Here is an 18,172-nt window from a genome sequence, read left to right as displayed (position 1 = left end):
TTGACGACAATTTGCTTGAAAACTTTTTATAGCGCTGGCAGGTCGGCCTAATCACACAGCCCTTAGCTAGAGCTGCAACTGACCCCCGCTGCTAAAGCTTTAACATCGCTTCTGATTGTCCTCAAAGATTTGGCTTTTGTGAACTGCCACTGTTACGAAGACTCAGCTAGAATCAACCCTGGCTCAAGCTGCGCAAGCCTTGTCTGCAGGCTGATATAGCGATCGCTCAGGCTGAAATGCGCTCAGACAATCGATATGTTTCTTGACTGTTCGTTGCAATTGGTAGCAGATCTAAAAATATTTATTTGAGACTGTAGCTGAGCTGCTGCTGCTCAACCGATTTAGGTTGTTCTTTGAGGAGTCGGCCTAGTTCACTGGCGGTTACAGGCGGGCTGAAGTAATAGCCTTGAATACTAAGATTTTGTCCCTGGGTCGCCAGAAACTCAAGCTGAGTGGAGGTTTCTATGCCTTCTGCAACTAAGTCCAGGTTGAGGCTACCGGCCAGCGCCATAATCGCCTTAACCAAAGCGGCTGCATCAGAACTACTGCCAACATCTTTAATAAAAGCGCGATCGATTTTGAGAATATCAAACGGAAACTTTCTCAAATAGCTGAGAGACGAATAGCCCGTACCAAAATCATCTAGGGCCAACGTAACACCTAAGCGATGCAGCGTTTGCAACAGATCCAGCGTTTGCTCAACGTTATTCATCGCTAAGCTTTCGGTGACTTCTAGCTCCAGATAGCGAGCATCTAACCCGGTTTTGCTGAGAATCGATTGAATCTGCTGAACTAGATGAGGTTGCTGAAACTGCAGTGGGGATAGATTGATCGCCATCCGAATCGGCGGCAGTCCGGCCTGCTGCCAAGCTCTATTTTGCTCACAGGCGGTTTTGAGTACCCAGTCTCCAATCGGCAAAATTAGCCCGGTCGCTTCAGCGATGGGAATAAATTCTGCCGGAGAAACGGGGCCTAATTCAGGATGATACCAGCGCAAAAGGCACTCAACCCCAACTAGATGACCGCTAACCAAATCAATTTGAGGCTGATAGTAAAGCTGTAGCTGATTGCGGGCCATCGCTTGGCGCAGTTCACTTTCTAGATGCAGATGCTGCTGCAGTCGCAGTGTCATATCGGTTGAGTGAAATTGGAAGCAGCTATTTCCCTGCTGTTTGGCCTGTTGCAAAGCAATACAGGCATTTGATAAGACCTGTTCAGAGCGATCGCCTCTAGAATGGAGGGCCACGCCGATGCAGGCTGTTAAGTGAATAGACTCCCGTTCAATTTGATAGGGTTGCAGCAGCACATCCAGCAAGCGCTGTGCCTGCTGGATCGCTTCTGAGTAAGAGCGCGAAACCGACTGGGCGATCGCAAATTCGTCGCCATTGAGCCGAGCCACAAAACCAAACTCGCCGCAGAACTGGCTCAGGCGATAGGAGATTGCTCTGAGGACCTGCTGGCTAAAGCGATCGTCTCGCAGACTATGTAGGGTGGGTAAATCGCTTAAATGAATGACAAACACAGCGACATCCAAGTGGTGAGGTGTGGCCGCTGTCAAAATTTTGTTTAAGTGCTTTTGGAAAAGCGTCTGATTCGGTAAACCAGTAGAGTTGTCGTAGTCTGCCAGATAAACAATGAGACGATCGAGCTTGCGAATGATCTCAGTAGCATTAGACATCAGAATACCGGCATCGTCCGTGAACCGAGTCGGCAGATCAGGAATTCTTCGTTCAGCCCAATAGAGCCGAAGAGACTGCGCTGTCAGCTTTACGGGCATCAGCAGGCTATGGAGTATGAAAAGCGTAATCAGCGTTCCTGCCAGCGTAGCTACCAAAGCCACACCCAGGATAGCGAGCTTAGTATCTAGAGGAAATGCGGAGGAGTTAACAAAGTAAAATAGCAGCGCCAAGAGGGGAATATGGGTGCCGACAAAGGCCACAACCATAATTTTGCTCTCATAGCTTTCCAGGTACCCTATGCGATTAAGCCGATCATAAAGCCACAGGTTGTACTTCTGCATTAGTGAATAGTGATAGATTTTCCCACCCTAAGCTGAGGCGATTAAATAGCTTGCAACAGCTTTCAACACCCAGGGCTTTTCGTATAATATGTAACTTAAGGGCCGAAAAACTCCTATAAAAGGCGGGAGTTCCCTGCGCTAAATGGCGATACCCCAGATATAGCCTGCGTAATTTTGGCCAGCGGGGTATAAAAAACACAAAAAGCACCCCGGAGGGTGCCTAAATGAACACAAAGAGCCAGTTGTCAGCGCTTTAAAGTCTAGTCAGCCGTCGCCAGTTCTGTACTGCCGCGACGACGATTGCGAGTCAGAGTGTTGAAGAGCATCTGACCAATGGCCTTGATCAAGTTGCCTTCCAACTCTTGGAACATCTGCATATTGATGCCAAAAGCATCATTGGCCTCCTCCACAATGCGATCGGCCATCGCTTCATCCACAGGCGCTTCGTCTAAAGAAGCCCGGTAAGCCTGCTTAAACGCTTTCTCATCTTGAATATCGTCAAACTCATAAAAAGCGGTGCCTTCGCCTTCGCTCAGGTTCATCGCCCGCTGAGCAATGCCTTTAAGAATTTGACCACCAGAGAGATCGCCTAGATAGCGGGTGTAGGAATGCCCCACTAGCAGTTCAGGCTGAGTGTTAGAAATCTCGCGGATGCGATCGACATAGGCCTGTCCGGCCTTGGAGGGAGCAATCTGCTCGCGCCAGTTAGGGCCGTAGTAATAAGCTAAATCGGTTTCTAAAGTTTCCTTACGGTGTAGCTTAGGAAAATAGACCTTAGAAACAACCGGGTGGTTGCGCTGGCGCTCTAATTCTTCTTCCATTGCCGTGTAGACAAAATAGAAGTTAGCTACTAGCTTGCGGTAGGAATTTTTTTCAACTACTCCTCTCAAGAAGCACCGGACGAAGCCGACGTTCTCTGCCATAGTGTGGGCTTTTTTGGTGCCCTCACGCAGTTTGGTGGATAAATCGCTGCTCATGCTAAACGTCTCGCTAAATTACCTGAACTCTATAGAGAATGCTGTCGGCGTAAAGATTCTAAACAAACTTATTTTTTGCTACTTTTGTTAAAGTAAACCCTTTTGATGAGAGTTTTCATTAAAAAATTTTACGGGACTAGCCTAGTCAGGGTGTGAGTAGCAGTTATTAACCCTGTTAAGTAGGCGCACCCAATTATTTTGTAGGCTGGATGATGAGAATTTTGCTAGAGCCTCACATCTCCGCTTCCGCCGACACCATTTCCTGTAAAGTCTGCCAGCCTGCCAGCCAAAGACTGCGGTTTTTGAGCAGCTTGGCATTGAGCCAAAAGCGCACCTCTGGATCGCAGGAAGCTACCAGCTCGGCAAAGACCCACTCACCCTGATTTTTACGGTTCACCACCTGGAAATGCCGCCAGCCAGAAACCTTTTGCTGAGCCGTCCATTTGGAGCCGACAAGGTGAGGAAATTTTTGTTTTTTAGGCATGGTGTGACGTTAGGGAGACAGGCGACGGCGGAGACTGCGGATGTGAGCGGCGCGGCTGAAAATTAGGGCATTTTGCTTGTTGAGCTGCACGTAGACTTTGCCGGAAAAAAGCTGTCTTAGCGGCGATCGCTGATAGATTAAGACCCCTTCTGTCTCAGCCACTTGGGTGTAGCCCATCTCGCTGAGTACCTGACTGAGCGATCGCAAAAACTGCTTTTTGCCCTTAAACGGTACTTCTAGGGAAAGGGTCTGGTTAAAATAGGCAGCAATCAGGCCACCCACTAGACCTACGCCGATGCCGAGCTGAGCCGGAAAGCCTGACTCTAGGCTAACGTGGAGACTCTGAGCCATTAAGAGCGTAGTAATTAAGCCAATTCCGGCGAAATAGTATAGAAATGTAAATCCGAAGCCTGGGCCGGGTTGCGCCGTGTTCACTGACTTACCTTGAATACGCCTCTACATAAGCATTGTCTCGGTTAGGGGGGTTACCAGCAACCTCTCAGACACATTCTCGTCGTTTAAGGCGATAATTCACAACGGAACCTTTTGCTGTAATGGATGCTGCTGGATGATTGAAGTTGAAAATCTCAGCAAGATGTATGGAGCCACCCCGGCGATTCGAGATGTGTCATTTCGGGTGGAGACGGGAGAGATTTTAGGTTTTCTCGGCCCCAATGGAGCCGGTAAGACCACTACCATGCGCATCTTGACAGGCTACTTGCCCGCTAGCAGCGGTAGTGCCCGCATTGGCGAATATGAAGTCCACGCAGACTCAATGGCGGTGCGACAGCGGATTGGCTATCTGCCAGAGAGTCCGCCGCTCTATCCGGACATGACCGTTGAGAGCTTTTTGCACTTTGTAGCGCGGATTAAAGGGGTGGCAGCCGGCGATCGCGCTCAGCGGGTGGCTTTAGCCATCGATCGCTGCGGCCTGCAAGAAAAGCAGACAGACCTCATTCGCAAGCTTTCTAAAGGCTATCGTCAGCGGGTAGGCATAGCCCAGGCGATCGTCCACGATCCGCCTGCCATCATTTTGGATGAGCCAACCGTGGGACTCGACCCGCGCCAGATTATTGAAGTGCGTAACCTAATTCGGCAGCTGGCCGGCGATCATACGGTGATTCTCTCGACCCACATTTTGCCGGAGGTGAGTATGACCTGCGATCGCGTGGCGATTATCAACCGAGGCCAGGTCGTGGCAACCGATACGCCCGCCAATCTCATGAGTCACCTCAGCGGCGGCACTAACTATGAACTAGAGCTAGAAGGTGACCTGCAGGTAGCTCAGCAGCAGCTTCAGGCTTTACCCCAGATTCGGCAGGTAAACGTGCTTACAGACGACACCTCAGGCCCTCAGCGCCATCGCCTGCAGATAGTCGCGGCGGCTGACAGCGATCCGGGGCGAGAAATTGCCGCTAACATCGTGCAGGCAGGGCTGGGACTTTACCAGCTCCGGCGCTCCGGTGCCACCTTAGAGGATGTCTTTATTAATTTGACGATGCAGGAAACCGTTGAAGCCAGTCCAACTGCGATGGCATCTACCGACTCTACGGTAGTCGTCGAGCCGCAGTCCGTAGAGGAAGAGACGCCATGAAAATTGTTGCGGGCAATATCTTAGCCATCTATCAGCGGGAGCTACAGAGCTACTTTGCCTCACCGCTGTCCTATATAGTGGCTGCTGTTTTTTGGATTATTGGCGGCTTTTTCCTCAGCATCATTTTGCTGAGTCCTCAGGGCATCATCGCTCAGGTCGCCGCTGCCGATCAGATGGGACAGCAGGCCCCCGTTGATGTGCCCTACGAGTTTCTTAAAATCTATCTGGGATTGCTGGGTTCTCTGTCGATGTTTATTTTGCCAATTCTGTCGATGGGTCTCTATGCCGAGGAGCGCAAGCGCGGCACTTTAGAACTGCTGGCTACTTCGCCCATGACTAACTGGGCCGTGGCCTTGGGTAAGCTGCTGGCCGTTCTGACTTTTTACATTACGCTGCTGCTGCCGCTGCTGCTGTGTGAAGTAGTCGCCTTGAGCGCCTCGGAACCGCCAGTACAGATGGGCGTGCTGCTGTTAGGGCACGGCGGCCTAGTGCTGCTGGCAGCGGCGATTCTATCTTTGGGTATGTTCATTTCATCTCTGACCGATAGCACGGTGCTGGCGGCAATTATCTCATTTGCGCTGGTGCTGGGACTGTGGGTTGTAGACCTGATTGCTACGGCAGTGGAAGGCTGGCTAGGCGCAACGCTAGGCCATTTGTCCCTGCTGCGGCACTACACCGACTTTACCCAAGGCATTTTAGATACCAGCGGCCTAATTTTATTTATTAGCTACGTGGGATTAGGACTCTTCTTGACGGCTCAGTCGATTGAAGCGCTACGGTTTCAGCGCTCTTAGTTCAGCGCTCTTGGTATAGATAGCTCACTTTTTTCGGTGTCCCTTGTGGACTGATATGAAAAAACTAAACTTCTCTTCTAAATCTCTCAAATATCTGATTTGGCCCGGTTTGGCGCTGATTACGGCTGGACTGGTGGCGATCGCGCTAGGCGGTTTGACACCGCTGCCCATCGTGTTTTTAATTGTGGGCCTAGGACTGCTGATTGCCGGGTCTTGGTTTAGCGGCCAGGGGCTACAGGGATTTTGGCAGCAGCGATCGACTCAGGCAGGGACGAACGCTTTGGTGGCAACCTTAGCCGTCGTCGTGATTTTAGGACTGATCAATTTCTTGGCGGTGCGCTATACAGCTCGGCTAGACCTGACCGAAAATCAGCTTTTTACCCTAGCCCCCCAGTCTGAGCGGGTTGTGCAAACCTTAGATCAGCCGGTCGAGGTGCTGATTTTTGATCTCGCTCCCAATACTCAAGATCAGCAGCTCTTAGAAAGCTATGAGCAACAAAATCCTGATCAGTTTAGCTACGAGTACATTAATCCTTACGATCAGCCAGTTCTGAGCCAGGAATTTGGGGTGCAAACGGCAGGCGAGGTCTATTTGACAGTGGGCGATCGCCGCCAGCTAGTGCAGCGAGTCAGCGAAAACGAGCGCCTATCAGAACGTCAATTGACGAATCAGCTCGATCGCTTAGGCGGCGATCGCGAGGCTACCATTTACTTTTTACAGGGACATGGCGAGTATGCGATCGACGGTACTCAGGCCGGACTGTTTGAAGCTGCCCAAAGCCTAGAAGAGCGCAACTACACGGTGAAGCCGCTGAACTTAGCGGAGCCAGCAGAAACCAGCAGCGATCTCGAAGATCTGCTCAATCCAGAAGCGGCTGAGGAACCTGAAACCCCAGATGAAGAAGCTTCGGCGGAGACCGCCCCCGCAGCCGCCGAGGAGGCTCCTCAGATTCCTGCAGATGCCAGCGTTGTTGTCGTTGCGGGGCCGCAGCAAGCTCTCTTTGAAGCGGAAATTGCCGCCCTAGAAACCTATCTGGCTGCAGGCGGCAATGCCCTGCTGTTGGTGGATCCTAATACTAATAACGGCCTTGACAATTTCCTGGTAAGCTGGGGCATTACTCCCACGCAAGAGCTGGTTTTAGACACCTCCGGGGCAGGACAGCTTGTGGGCCTGGGTCCGGCTGCTCCTATTGTGTCTGACTACGGCGATCACCCCATTACCCAAGAATTTGACGGTGGCCGCTCTTTTTATCCGGTGGTGCAGCCGCTGGAAATTGCCGAAGTGCCTAATGTAGAGGCGACTCCTTTGCTCACAACCGGGCTGGATACCCAAGCGCAGACGATCTCAGCCGAAGGTGAACTCCAGTTTGATCCAGAGCAGGCTCCTGATGGCCCCTTTGTGGTGGGCGTAGCCCTGACCCGTCCGGCTCAGGCGGCAGAAGCGCCAGCGAATAACGAGGAGGCGACACCCCAGGAAACGCGCTTGGTGGTTATTGGTAACTCTAGCTTCGCCTCAGACGGTCTGTTCAACCAGCAGCTCAACGGCGATGTGTTCCTCAATTCCATCACCTGGCTGAGCCAGCAGGCCGATGAGATCTTTTCTATCCGGCCTAAAGAAGTCACCAAGCGACGAATTTTGATGACGCCCGCCCAGCAGGTCGGCATTGCGGTCTTTGCCTGCTTGATTTTGCCGCTAATTGCCATTGTGGGAGCGGTGCTGATGTGGCTGCGGCGACGCTAGGAGAGAATAATGAAACTACAGCGAAGTACGGTAATTCTCGTATTGGTGGCGGCGGTTTTGGGCGGCGCGGTGCTGATTAGCGAGTCACAGCGATCGCCTGACAATCCCGACGCTGCTGCTGAAAATCAGGGCGATCGCCTATTTGAGTTTGCAGAAGCCGATGTGCAAACGCTCACGGTAGACACTGAGGATACTACCCTACGGTTTGAGCGGGATCAGGCGGGTGATTGGCAAATGCTTGAGCCAGAACAGGCCCAAGCTGAACCTGCCGCGATCGCCTTTCTACTCAATCTGCTGCGCACCGAATCAGCAGAGCAAACCATCACCATTACTCCGGACGAGCAGGCTGACTTTGGCTTTGACGCCCCTGTAGCCACTGTCGAATTTACCCTTGAAGATGGCACCGCGCATACGATGGTGCTGGGCGGCGAAGACTTTAGCGGCGGGGCTATCTATGCCCTAGTTGACCCAGAAACGGTACCGCTACCGGCAGAGGCCGAAGCAGTCACGGTGCAGGTAGTTCCCGTAGACTTTATCAACGCGGTGAATCGTTCGGTATCGGAGTGGCAGATAGCGACGGAACCGCCCGCCTCGGCAGCCAGCACGCCTACCCTCTCAGAAGAACCGACTGACGAACCTGATGAGGCCGGAGAAGCGGGACCTGAATCATCCCCATCCGAATCAACTTCACAGGAATCTCCTACTGATAATGCAGCAGATAATGCAGCAGAGCCGGAGGATGAAACGACTGAAAACGGCGAATAATGAACCCGAATTGTTTCAACCTCATGCGGCTTACTGGTAAAGTTTGGCTATTTTCAAAGAGTCAGTTAAGTAAACGATTATCACTCAGTCACTGCTTAGTTGCATCTAGGCTTACAACTGGTTCATCGCCAACGACTTCAGCGGCGTGACTTTCCCCACCGGGTACAGCTAGCATATCTCCGGCTGCCAAGATGACGCTTTGCCCCTGCATGGACATGCGAAAGCGACCGGAAAGAACCGCATCAATTTTGTCTATGCTGTGGATGTGAGGCGGAAAGGTGGTGCCAGGCGCGTAAGTATAGCGGCTGACGCGGTAGCCTTTGGCCTGGAGCTTCTGGCGCAGGGCGGATTCTGACAGAGGGCCGTCAACTTCGGGGTTCCAGTGTTCTAGCTGCACAATCTTAGCCTCTTGTTCTGACGCTTGTTTGCAGCCTATCATGTCGTCTCAATTGCCTGTACTGAGGTCGCAGCGCCTAATTCTGCGGATGGGAGAACTGGAAGATATTGGCAGTATTGTTCGCTATTTCCGGGTGAATCATGCCTATCTGAAGCCATTTGAACCGCAGCGTCCAGACAATTTCTTTACCGAAGATTACTGGACAGCCCAGTTGCAGGGGCATAAGCAAGATGCGGTCAATTTGCGATCGCTTAAACTCTTCATCTTCGAGCAAACCAAGCCGCAGACGGTGATCGGAGTGATCAATCTCAACAATATGGTTTGGGGCGTGTTCCAGGCAGCAACGCTGGGCTACAGCCTAGCAGCGGCCAAGCAGGGGCAAGGCTATATGACAGAGGCGGGAGAGCGGCTGATTCGCTACGGGTTCGAGGTATTGGGGCTGCACCGAATCATGGCAAACTATATGCCCCACAATCAGCGCAGTGCCAATGTGTTAGAGCGGTTGGGGTTTGAGATCGAGGGCGTAGCGAAGGCGTATTTGTATATCAACGGCCAGTGGCAAGATCATGTGCTAACGAGTCGGATTAATCCGGGTTAGCGATCGCTGGTGTCTGCAACAGCTAACCGTAACTTTAAAGCAACAAAGTAAGTCGCTAAACTTCAGTCTGGCAGTAGATTAATTTCCGTAACTTGAGAGAGCTTATCTGTAGTCTTTAACGGGCCTCGGGGACGTGGCCGCAATTTGTGGCCGCAATTTTGAGTTTTTAGGGTAGGGGCGATCGCAGGTCTGTGGGAACGTTGAAAATGAGCGATCGCCTGCGAAAGGGCAAAACACGAAATCTGACGGTTTGAGGATAGCTAACCTTGGGACTTTTTAATCTACGCGCGGAATTTATTGACATTGTCGAATGGCTCGATCCGACCCAGGATACGCTGGCCTATCGGTTTGAGCGTCATAATAACGAGATTAAGATGGGCGCACAGTTGACGGTACGGCCCGGACAGGTGGCTGTTTTTGTCAATGAAGGGCAGATTGCCGATGCCTTTGGCCCAGGGCGCTACCGTTTGGAAACGCAGAACTTACCCATCCTCAGCACGCTTAAGGGCTGGAAGTACGGCTTTAATTCGCCTTTCAAAGCCGAAGTTTACTTTTTTAATACCCGCGTTTTCACCAACCTCAAGTGGGGCACCGCCAACCCCATTACCATCCGCGATCCGGAGCTCGGCCCAATCCGGCTGCGAGCTTATGGCAACTACAGCATCCAGGTTCAAGATGCGAGGCAACTGTTAGAGCAGCTCGTCAGCACCGACGGCCTATTTCAAACCGACGAAATCACCGATCACCTGCGCAACATGATCGTGACGGCATTTGCCAGTTGGGTAGGCCGCGACCAGACGCCGCTGATTGATCTAGCGGCGCACTACCAGACGATGGGCAGCAGCATCCGCGAAGGCATGCAGCCCGATATGGAGCGCTTTGGTTTGGCCCTGACCCAGCTTTTAGTTGAAAACATTTCCCTGCCGGAAGAAGTGGAAGCCGCCCTAGACAAGCGGGCTTCGATGGGACTGCTCGGCAACTTGCAGCAGTACGCCCAGTACCAGGCCGCTAATGCGATTGAAAAGTCAGCTCAGAATCCCGGCGGTGGCAACCCAGGACTGGACTTGGGGGTTGGCATTGCCATGGGGCAGCAGTTGGCCTCAGCCGTCCAGCATTCCGCTCCTGCAGCCGCGCCGACACCGCCGCCTCCACCTCAAACCGCCATCTGGTTTATCACTCGCGAAGGCCAGAACCACGGTCCTTTCACCCGTGAGCAGCTTTTGACTAATGGCCTTACGACCCAGTCCCATGTCTGGCGGCCCGGACTATCCGGCTGGCAGCAGGCAGGCACGCTGTCAGAATTACAGTCATTACTGAGTTCGCCGCCACCGCCGCTGGACTAAACCGATGACGCTATCACAAAGAGAACTGCAAGCCTGTCAGGGCTGCGGCGCTAAGACTACGTTTGACCCAGTTTCCGGGCAGCTCCGGTGTGAGTATTGCGGGCGATCGCAGGCGCTGCCCCCAGCCAACACCCAGCTGCGGGCAGCCGTGCTGGTGGAACATTCCTTCAGCCAGTTTATCAACGCCAACTCAACCCAAATCGCCGCGCTTTCGACCACCGCCCAAGAAGTTCGCTGTCCCGGCTGCCAGGTGACGCTGACGTTTGAACCGCCGACGGTGGCTGATAGGTGTCCGTTTTGCGCCTCTAGCATTGTGGTCCAGCCTCAGATGGCGAACCCGGTTTTAGCCCCAGCGGGTTTGATTCCGTTTCAAGTCGGCCGGAAGCAGGCTCGCAGCGCGCTGCAAAAGTGGCTGAGTAACCGCTGGTTTGCGCCTAATTCCCTCAAAAAGCTGGCCCAGCAGGAGCAGCTCAAAGGCATCTATCTGCCCTTCTGGACATACGACAGCCAGACCAGTAGCCGCTATCAGGGACGGCGGGGCGAATATTACTACGAAACCGAAACCTATACCGAAACCAACGACGAGGGTAAAACTGAAACCAAAACCCGAGAAGTCAGAAGAACCCGCTGGTATCCGGCATCGGGCACAGTTTCTCGCTTTTTTGATGACGTACTGGTACCGGCTGTCCACTCCATCCGCTCGGACTGGCTGGGCCTGCTGTGGCCTCGAATCAAAGCTGCTGATTTAGAACCCTACGATCCGCGCTACCTGACCGGATTTCAGGCCCAGCGCTACCAAATCAATCTGCAGCCTGGTTTTGAATTGGCTAAAGCGCAAATGGCCGGCACAATCCGTCAGGATGTTTGCCACGATATTGGCGGCGATACGCAGGAAGTGATTTCAGTTTTGACCCAATACCATGACACTACGTTTAAACACGTTTTGCTGCCCGTATGGATGGCGAGCTACCGTTTTCAGAACCAGCAGTACCAGGTAATTATCAACGGCATGAATGGTCAGGTAGTGGGCGATCGCCCCTACAGCAAGTGGAAAATTGCGCTGGCTGTAATAGCGGCTGCGATTGTCATTGCTGGCATCATTATGGTGGCCCAGCAAAATAGTTAGGCTAAAACCGCAAAGTTTTCTGCAGCCAGTGACTGGCCTCCTTCAGATTTTGCTGCCAGGACTGATCCTGGTTAAGAAACACGCGGGCGCAGTTGCGACCGGGCATCCCGGAAATGGCACCACCGGGATGAGTACCAGCCCCGGTCAAAAACAGTCCTGCAATTGGCGTTGTGTAGTTGGAAATTTCCGGCAGGGGCCGCAGAAATAGCATTTGCTCCAGGGTCATATCGACATGGTAGTAGTTGCCCTTATAGGCCCCTAGCCGTTCCCCTAGCTCGGCGGGGCTTTCAACCCGGCGGGCGATGATAGAGGACTTGAGATTAGGCGTATAGTCTGCCAGCTTATCAATGACGCGATCGGCTACCTGATTCTTGAGCTCGTCTGTCCAGCCCGTACCGTTAAGTCCCGTACCCTCAGCGCCCGCAATCTGATAGGGGGCAAAAAATTCAATCCAGAGGGTATGCTTGCCCGGTGGGGCCATTGACGGATCCAATACGGTGGGCACATCCACATACATAGAGGGATTGTTTGGGATCTTGCCGACTGCGGGTAAGGAGTGGGCTTCTTCCACATGGTTAAAGGAGTCAGCAATCAGCACTGAGCCTGTCCAGTACTCGTCACGGTGATTGTGGTGCTCGAAGCGGGGTAGTTCAGAGAGAGCACAGTCGATTTTGAGAATAGTTTCGTTATTGTTGACAATCCGCCGTTCTAAACGATTGCGGAGCTGCGGATCAGCGGCATCTACGTCAATCGGATCGGCTAGCTGTAGAAACAGGCGTTTGGCATCCAGGTTGGAAATAACGCCTTTCGTCGCCCGATATTCCTGGCCGCTGAGCGTCCTGACGCCCTCAGCTCGGCCACTGTTGCCAACCAAGACCTGCTGTACCCCTTGATCACAACAAATCACGCCGCCTGTCTGCTGCACCCGGTTCACCAGCGCCTGAGTCAACGCTCCGGTGCCGCCTCTAGGCCGGGACATACCGGGGTGATGGCGTAGGGCCATCATCATTGCCCCAATCGCGATCGTTTTCTCAGACGGCGGCGCACCCAGCTCTGAAGCTAATCGCGCCATGGGGGCAATCAGAAATTCACTGTCAAACCATTCCTCCAGCGAATTTTTAGGACTGGTGAGCAGCGTCCGCACCAGGTCTAAGGTTTTATCCACACCGCCTAGCAGCGAGAACAAATCTCGCAGATTGTGCAGGCCGTAGTTGCCGATGATATCGATAATTGACTTGGGTGGCGCATTGAAAACGGGTTTAACCGCCTGAATCATGCGCTGCCAGAAGTCCATGTATTCGGCGTATTTTTTGGCATCGCGATCGCTGTACTGAGCGATCTCGGCGCAGGTCTTCTCAATAGAGCGGTGGGCTAAAAAGGCCTTGCCGTCAGGATGGGGGCAGAAGACGACCGGATCGCAGTAGAGATACTCCAGGCCGTATTTGGTCAACTCTAGTTCTTCCACCACCGGGCCGAGGTGAATAAATTCGTGATCGATGGCGCAAAGATTAAACCGAAAACCGGGAGCGGTTTCTGGCAGAGCTTCTTCGGTCGTGGCCGCGCCGCCAGGCAGCGATCGCTTTTCTAAGACCAATACGCTGTAGCCTGCCTTCAATAGGTAGGCGGCACAGACTAAACCGTTGTGACCCGCCCCGATGATCACAACATCGTAGGTTTCCATAAGAATATGTAGAGAAATTAAGTTAACTACCTAGTAATGTAAAGAAACTTAATCAATTCCTGGCCTACCTTAAGGCTGAAGTTCGTGATTAAACTAGACCCACCAGCTTTGCCAAGCTGACCACCTGCCAATAGTCTGTGCCAGTTCGCCATAACCTGCTGCGCCGGGATGAGCCCCGTCCCCATTCCGAACATCAGCCATCCAGACGGGGGAGCAGGCTGTGCTCTCCAGCACTTCTAAGTAGGGAATGTCCAGAGTCTGGCAAAGTTCAGCTAGCCGACCAGAAAGCTGTTCAGTGCGCTGGTTTTGCTCAGCGTCAGCAATGGCAGGAGGCCCTACCATCAGGGTAAGATAGCGGGTCTGAGCAGCAGTTAAAATACGCTCCGCAGCGGCTAGAGACGCCGCTAGCTCAACTCGGCGCTGTCCAGCATCGACGGTGGTGTCATTGGTACCGAAGGAAAAAACTAGACGACCTGTCGCGTCTGCAGGTAAGCGGTAGTCTACTTCGTGCTGCCAGCGTTGCGCAATTTGTTCACTAGTTTCGCGGCGGACGCCAAGATTGTAATAAGTTAGGTCGTAGTTCGGAGCTTTTAGATCGCGGCAAAGTCGCCCAGCCCAGCCTAAATAGTCAGGATCACCCGTGCCGTTAACAAAAGAATCCCCAATGAAGCAAATGCGTACATCCATCACTGCTTAGCCGTTAATAGCAGACCTAATAGGCACAGGCCGATGCCGACGGCATTGAGGCCAGAAATTTTTTCCTGCAGCACTACGATGCCAATAGGCACCAATACCAAAGTTGCTCCAGCAGTGGCAAATACCCCAGCAATTCCTACATTCCAGCCCGAACGGTAAACGGCCAAAAATCCTAGCTCGATTACGACAATTGCAATACCCAGCCCTAGGGCAGGCAGCAAAAATGTCTGAACTGGGGCGGTTTCAGCGGGCATCAAAACGTGCAGGCAAATTGAGAGCAGCGCAGCGGCAGAGTAGGCAACCGTCAGGATCAGGAAAGGGCTAACCGTGGTCGGCTGTAATTTCTGCGCTAGGTGATACACCACTACGCCGAGTATCGCCAGCAGCATAGAGCTAAGAAGTCTAGACATAGGGAGGGCAGTAATCCAGTCCGTTTCTTCAACTCTAACTAGGTTCGAGACTTACAGGAACTAGGGCAATGGCTTTCTCCCTAGACGGTGGGCCGGGTATAGTCGAAAAGACCTCTGTTACTATCTCCGCCATGCAGCCGCTTGATATTTTGATTTTGTCGAACGGGCCGGGAGAAATTACGACTTGGGTGAAGCCAGTGCTGCGATCGCTACGGCAGCGGGTTCCCAGTCATGAGCAGGTGAGAATTTCGGTGGTGCTGTCCCCCTGTCCCCATGCCAGCGGGCGGGAAGCCCAGATTGTCCAAAGCTATCCGGAAGTGGATCGGGTGCAGGCGGCCAAGCACTTTTGGCGGTTTTTACTGCGGGGCCAAACGGCTGAAAACTGGGACTGGCGCGATCGCGGCGTGGTTTTATTCCTGGGAGGCGATCAGTTCTACGCGCTGGTCATCAGCAAACGGCTGGGCTACAAAAGCGTTATTTATGCCGAATGGGACGCCCGCTGGCTGCGCTGGCTCGATCGCTTTGGGGTGATGAATGACTCTGTGGTGAACCGCAGTCCTCAGCGCTATCGCCACAAGCTTACGGTTGTAGGCGATTTGATGAGCGATGTGCGGCAGATGGCAGCCTCGGACTATCTGGTGCAGCAGTTGGTGCTTGAGCCTGAAACCGAACTGATCGGTCTGCTGCCCGGATCTAAGCCCAATAAGCTAGAGCAGGGGGTACCGCTAGTGCTGGCGATCGCTGATTATCTCAAACAGCAGCGGCCTCAAACCCGCTTTGTCATCCCCGTTGCGCCGACCCTCGATTTAGAAACCCTAGCCCGCTATGCTGACGCCAGCTTTAACCCGATTGTCCATGTAGTCCACGGCCCCTCAACTGAGCTGGTGCGCCCACATGCCGGCCAGCTTCCCTACCTCAAAACTGAGGGAGGGACTCAGATTATGCTGTGGCAGCCTTTCCCAGCCTATGACGTGCTGACTCAGTGCCGCATCTGCGTGACAACCGTGGGGGCTAATACGGCTGAACTGGGTTCTCTGGCGGTGCCAATGGTGGTCTTGCTGCCCACGCACCAGCTTGACGCTATGCGCTCCTGGGACGGCCTGCCGGGAATTTTAAGCGGGCTACCGGGAATTGGCCGACCGCTGCTGAAGCTGTTTAATCTGGTGGTGTTGGGCATTTTGCAGCGATCGGGCAAACAGTTTGCCTGGCCAAATATCTGGGCCAAACGAGAGATCGTGCCGGAGCTGTGGGGGCGTCTCAGGCCGGAAGCGGTGGGCGATCGCCTGCTGGACTACCTGGCGCATCCCCAAAAATTACAGGCCATGACTCAGGCTTTGCGGCAGGTGCGAGGCACGCCGGGAGCCGCTGATAAGCTAGCCCAACTGGTCTATCAGGATGAAAGAAGCGCGGTTTCGTTTCCCTCAGAAGCCTTGGGCGAATCGTAAAATGAAGGGGCACTTCCCAGTCATGCGCGAGGACTGCTATGCCCTTCAACTATCCCCCCACCCGTCAGGCCGATCAGGTAGATGTCTATCATGGCGTTGAAGTTGCCGATCCTTACCGCTGGCTAGAAGATCCTAACACCGAGGCGGTGCGGCAGTGGATTGAGGCCCAAAATCAGGTCACTTTCGGCTACCTGAAGCAGCTGCCCCAGCGCGATCGCATCCAGCAGCGCCTAACTGAACTGTGGAACTATGAGCGCTATAGCGTTCCTTTCAAGCGGGGCGATCGCTATTTTTTCTACAAAAATGACGGCCTGCAGAATCAGAGCGTTCTCTACACGCTGCCCAGCCTAGAGGCTGAGCCGCGGGTACTCCTCGATCCCAATACCCTCTCTGAGGACGGCACAGTGGCGCTGCAGGGTACCGCCATCAGCGAGAACGGCCAGTATTTGGCTTACGGCCTGTCCACGGCGGGCTCTGACTGGATGGAATGGTTTGTGCGGGAGATTGAAACCGGCGAAGACTTGAGCGATCGCCTGCAGTGGATTAAGTTCTCCGGCGCGTCTTGGACCCACGATCATCAAGGCTTTTTCTACAGCCGCTACGATGAGCCGGATGAAACGACGAAGCTAGAAGCGGTCAACTATTACCAAAAGCTCTACTATCACCGTTTGGGCACGCCCCAGTCTGAAGACGAGCTGATTTATGAACGTCCCGATCAAAAGGAGTGGGGCTTCAGCGGCGGCGTCACGGACGATGGCCGCTATCTGGTTATTTCAGTTTGGCAAGGTACCGATCCGCGCAACTTAGTTTTCTACAAAGACCTGCAGACACCGGGCAGCGAGATTGTAGAGCTAATCAGCGAATTTGAGGCGGAATACAGCTTTATCGACAATGAAGACTCCCTGTTTTGGTTCCGCACCGACTTAGACGCGCCCAAGGGCAAGCTAATCGCGATTGATATCGCCCAGCCGCAAAAAGCCCAGTGGCAGGAGATTATTCCCGAAACAGAGGAAACGTTGCAGAGCATCGGCCTGCTCAACCACCAGTTCGTCGTCGACTATCTCAAAGATGCCTACACCACGATTAAAATTTTCAACCTGGACGGCACCTTTGTCAGAAATGTAGACCTGCCCGGCATTGGCTCGGCAGGCGGCTTTGACGGTAAACGCGAAGATACCGAAACTTTCTACAGCTACACCAGCTTCACTACCCCCAGCACCCTCTATCGCTACGACATGCAGACGGGCGAAAGCACCCTCTTTCGCCAGCCTCAGGTCAACTTTGACCCGGCTGACTACCAAACTGAGCAGATCTTCTACACCAGCGCCGACGGCACTCGCATCCCCATGTTCATCGTCCATAAAAGAGGATTGGTGCTAGACGGCCAAAATCCGACGCTGCTCTATGGCTATGGCGGCTTTAGCGTTTCAATTACGCCCGGTTTCTCCGTCAGCAATCTGGTCTGGATGGAGCTAGGCGGCATTTACGCGGTGCCAAATCTGCGTGGTGGCGGCGAATATGGCGAAGACTGGCATCTGACAGGGACGAAGCTGAAAAAGCAAAACGTGTTTAATGACTTTATTGCCGCCGCAGAGTGGCTCATTGCCCATGACTATACCCGGTCCGAAAAGCTGGCAATCATGGGCGGCAGCAACGGCGGACTGCTCGTGGGGGCCTGTATGAGCCAGCGGCCCGATCTGTTTGCTGCGGCCTTGCCCGCTGTCGGCGTCATGGATATGTTGCGGTTCAACCAGTTTACGATTGGCTGGGCCTGGGAGTCGGACTACGGCTCTCCCCAAAATGAAGCTGAATTTGAAGCCCTCTATGCCTATTCGCCGCTGCACAATCTCAAACCCGGCACTCAGTATCCAGCCACGCTGATTACGACGGCTGATCACGATGACCGGGTAGTCCCGGCCCACAGCTTCAAGTTTGCTGCAGCGCTGCAGGCGGCCCACCAGGGAGAGGCCCCCGTGATGATTCGGATAGAAACTAAGGCTGGACATGGGGCAGGCAAACCGACTCAGAAAATTATTGAGGAAGTGGCTGATAAGTGGGCTTTTCTACAGGAGAATTTAGGCGCTAGCCCGGCTTAGCGCCA

At 53.4% G+C, this 18,172-nt stretch carries 17 protein-coding genes; 9 read left to right on the top strand and 8 right to left on the bottom strand.

The genetic code is table 11. The features are described from left to right. Positions 1 to 301: 301 nt before the first annotated feature. From QJQ48_RS06795 to QJQ48_RS06780, 4 genes are all read right to left on the bottom strand, one after another. Entirely contained in the window at positions 302 to 1,945 is a 1,644-nt protein-coding gene (locus QJQ48_RS06795) for a putative bifunctional diguanylate cyclase/phosphodiesterase (protein WP_346290457.1), read from the bottom strand. A gap of 335 nt (positions 1,946 to 2,280) precedes the next feature. Further along, complete coding sequence (locus QJQ48_RS06790) at positions 2,281 to 2,997, bottom strand: biliverdin-producing heme oxygenase (RefSeq protein ID WP_346290456.1); 717 nt, start codon at positions 2,995 to 2,997, stop codon at positions 2,281 to 2,283. A 232-nt stretch (positions 2,998 to 3,229) separates the two neighbouring features. Further along, positions 3,230 to 3,481, bottom strand: coding sequence for a TIGR02450 family Trp-rich protein (locus QJQ48_RS06785; protein ID WP_346290455.1), 252 nt, complete (start codon positions 3,479 to 3,481; stop codon positions 3,230 to 3,232). Positions 3,482 to 3,490: 9 nt separating this feature from the next. Continuing rightward, complete coding sequence (locus tag QJQ48_RS06780) at positions 3,491 to 3,832, bottom strand: hypothetical protein (protein ID WP_346290454.1); 342 nt, start codon at positions 3,830 to 3,832, stop codon at positions 3,491 to 3,493. A gap of 217 nt (positions 3,833 to 4,049) precedes the next feature. Between QJQ48_RS06780 and QJQ48_RS06775 the strand changes: the two genes are divergently transcribed. Genes QJQ48_RS06775 through QJQ48_RS06760 form a run of 4 tightly spaced genes read left to right on the top strand, consistent with a single transcriptional unit; the run spans position 4,050 to position 8,375 of the window. Further along, positions 4,050 to 5,075 carry an ABC transporter ATP-binding protein gene (locus tag QJQ48_RS06775; protein ID WP_346290453.1) on the top strand — a complete coding sequence of 342 codons (1,026 nt, stop codon included), beginning with the start codon at positions 4,050 to 4,052 and terminating at the stop codon, positions 5,073 to 5,075. Next, positions 5,072 to 5,869, top strand: coding sequence for an ABC transporter permease (locus QJQ48_RS06770; protein ID WP_346290452.1), 798 nt, complete (start codon positions 5,072 to 5,074; stop codon positions 5,867 to 5,869). The genes QJQ48_RS06775 and QJQ48_RS06770 overlap by 4 nt, the downstream gene beginning before the upstream one ends. Positions 5,870 to 5,924: 55 nt before the next feature. Further along, complete coding sequence (locus QJQ48_RS06765; protein ID WP_346290451.1) at positions 5,925 to 7,610, top strand: Gldg family protein; 1,686 nt, start codon at positions 5,925 to 5,927, stop codon at positions 7,608 to 7,610. Positions 7,611 to 7,619: 9 nt separating this feature from the next. Then, the gene (locus QJQ48_RS06760) at positions 7,620 to 8,375 is read left to right on the top strand and encodes a DUF4340 domain-containing protein (protein ID WP_346290450.1); all 756 of its coding nucleotides are present in this window, start codon (positions 7,620 to 7,622) and stop codon (positions 8,373 to 8,375) included. 88 nt (positions 8,376 to 8,463) lie between these two features. On the opposite strand, the gene QJQ48_RS06755 is transcribed toward QJQ48_RS06760, so the two are convergent. Further along, on the bottom strand, positions 8,464 to 8,814 hold the full coding sequence (locus tag QJQ48_RS06755; RefSeq protein ID WP_346290449.1) for a cupin domain-containing protein: 351 nt from the start codon (positions 8,812 to 8,814) through the stop codon (positions 8,464 to 8,466). Here QJQ48_RS06755 and QJQ48_RS06750 point away from each other — a divergent pair. From QJQ48_RS06750 to QJQ48_RS06740, 3 genes are all read left to right on the top strand, one after another. Beyond that, the gene (locus QJQ48_RS06750) at positions 8,813 to 9,370 is read left to right on the top strand and encodes a GNAT family N-acetyltransferase (protein WP_346290448.1); all 558 of its coding nucleotides are present in this window, start codon (positions 8,813 to 8,815) and stop codon (positions 9,368 to 9,370) included. The genes QJQ48_RS06755 and QJQ48_RS06750 overlap by 2 nt on opposite strands. 266 nt (positions 9,371 to 9,636) lie before the next feature. Continuing rightward, positions 9,637 to 10,713: an SPFH domain-containing protein gene (locus tag QJQ48_RS06745; protein ID WP_346290447.1), complete on the top strand. Its 1,077-nt coding sequence runs from the start codon at positions 9,637 to 9,639 to the stop codon at positions 10,711 to 10,713. A 4-nt stretch (positions 10,714 to 10,717) separates the two neighbouring features. Then, entirely contained in the window at positions 10,718 to 11,839 is a 1,122-nt protein-coding gene (locus QJQ48_RS06740) for a TFIIB-type zinc ribbon-containing protein (RefSeq protein ID WP_346290446.1), read from the top strand. Position 11,840: 1 nt separating this feature from the next. Here the strand turns inward: QJQ48_RS06740 and crtO are convergent, their stop codons facing one another. The 3 genes from crtO to QJQ48_RS06725 form a co-directional block, all read right to left on the bottom strand. Next, on the bottom strand, positions 11,841 to 13,520 hold the full coding sequence (gene crtO / locus QJQ48_RS06735) for a beta-carotene ketolase CrtO (RefSeq protein WP_346290445.1): 1,680 nt from the start codon (positions 13,518 to 13,520) through the stop codon (positions 11,841 to 11,843). Positions 13,521 to 13,613: 93 nt separating this feature from the next. After that, positions 13,614 to 14,207 (bottom strand): GDSL-type esterase/lipase family protein, encoded by a 594-nt coding sequence (locus QJQ48_RS06730; RefSeq protein WP_346290444.1) that lies wholly within the window; start codon positions 14,205 to 14,207, stop codon positions 13,614 to 13,616. Beyond that, a complete protein-coding gene (locus QJQ48_RS06725) occupies positions 14,207 to 14,626 on the bottom strand; it encodes a hypothetical protein (RefSeq protein WP_346290443.1) in 420 nt (139 codons plus the stop codon). Before QJQ48_RS06725 ends, QJQ48_RS06730 begins: the two co-directional genes overlap by 1 nt. Positions 14,627 to 14,757: 131 nt before the next feature. Here QJQ48_RS06725 and QJQ48_RS06720 point away from each other — a divergent pair, with 131 nt between their 5' ends. Further along, positions 14,758 to 16,071 (top strand): lipid-A-disaccharide synthase, encoded by a 1,314-nt coding sequence (locus QJQ48_RS06720; protein ID WP_346290645.1) that lies wholly within the window; start codon positions 14,758 to 14,760, stop codon positions 16,069 to 16,071. Between the two features lie 38 nt (positions 16,072 to 16,109). After that, positions 16,110 to 18,167, top strand: coding sequence for a prolyl oligopeptidase family serine peptidase (locus QJQ48_RS06715; RefSeq protein WP_346290442.1), 2,058 nt, complete (start codon positions 16,110 to 16,112; stop codon positions 18,165 to 18,167). The last annotated feature ends 5 nt before the right edge of the window (positions 18,168 to 18,172 follow it).

Origin of the sequence: Sphaerothrix gracilis Ecp01, from assembly GCF_030405905.1 — a bacterium.
Classification (GTDB): Bacteria; Cyanobacteriota; Cyanobacteriia; order Phormidesmidales; family Phormidesmidaceae; genus Sphaerothrix; species Sphaerothrix gracilis.
This window is presented reverse-complemented; position numbering and strand designations above follow the sequence as displayed.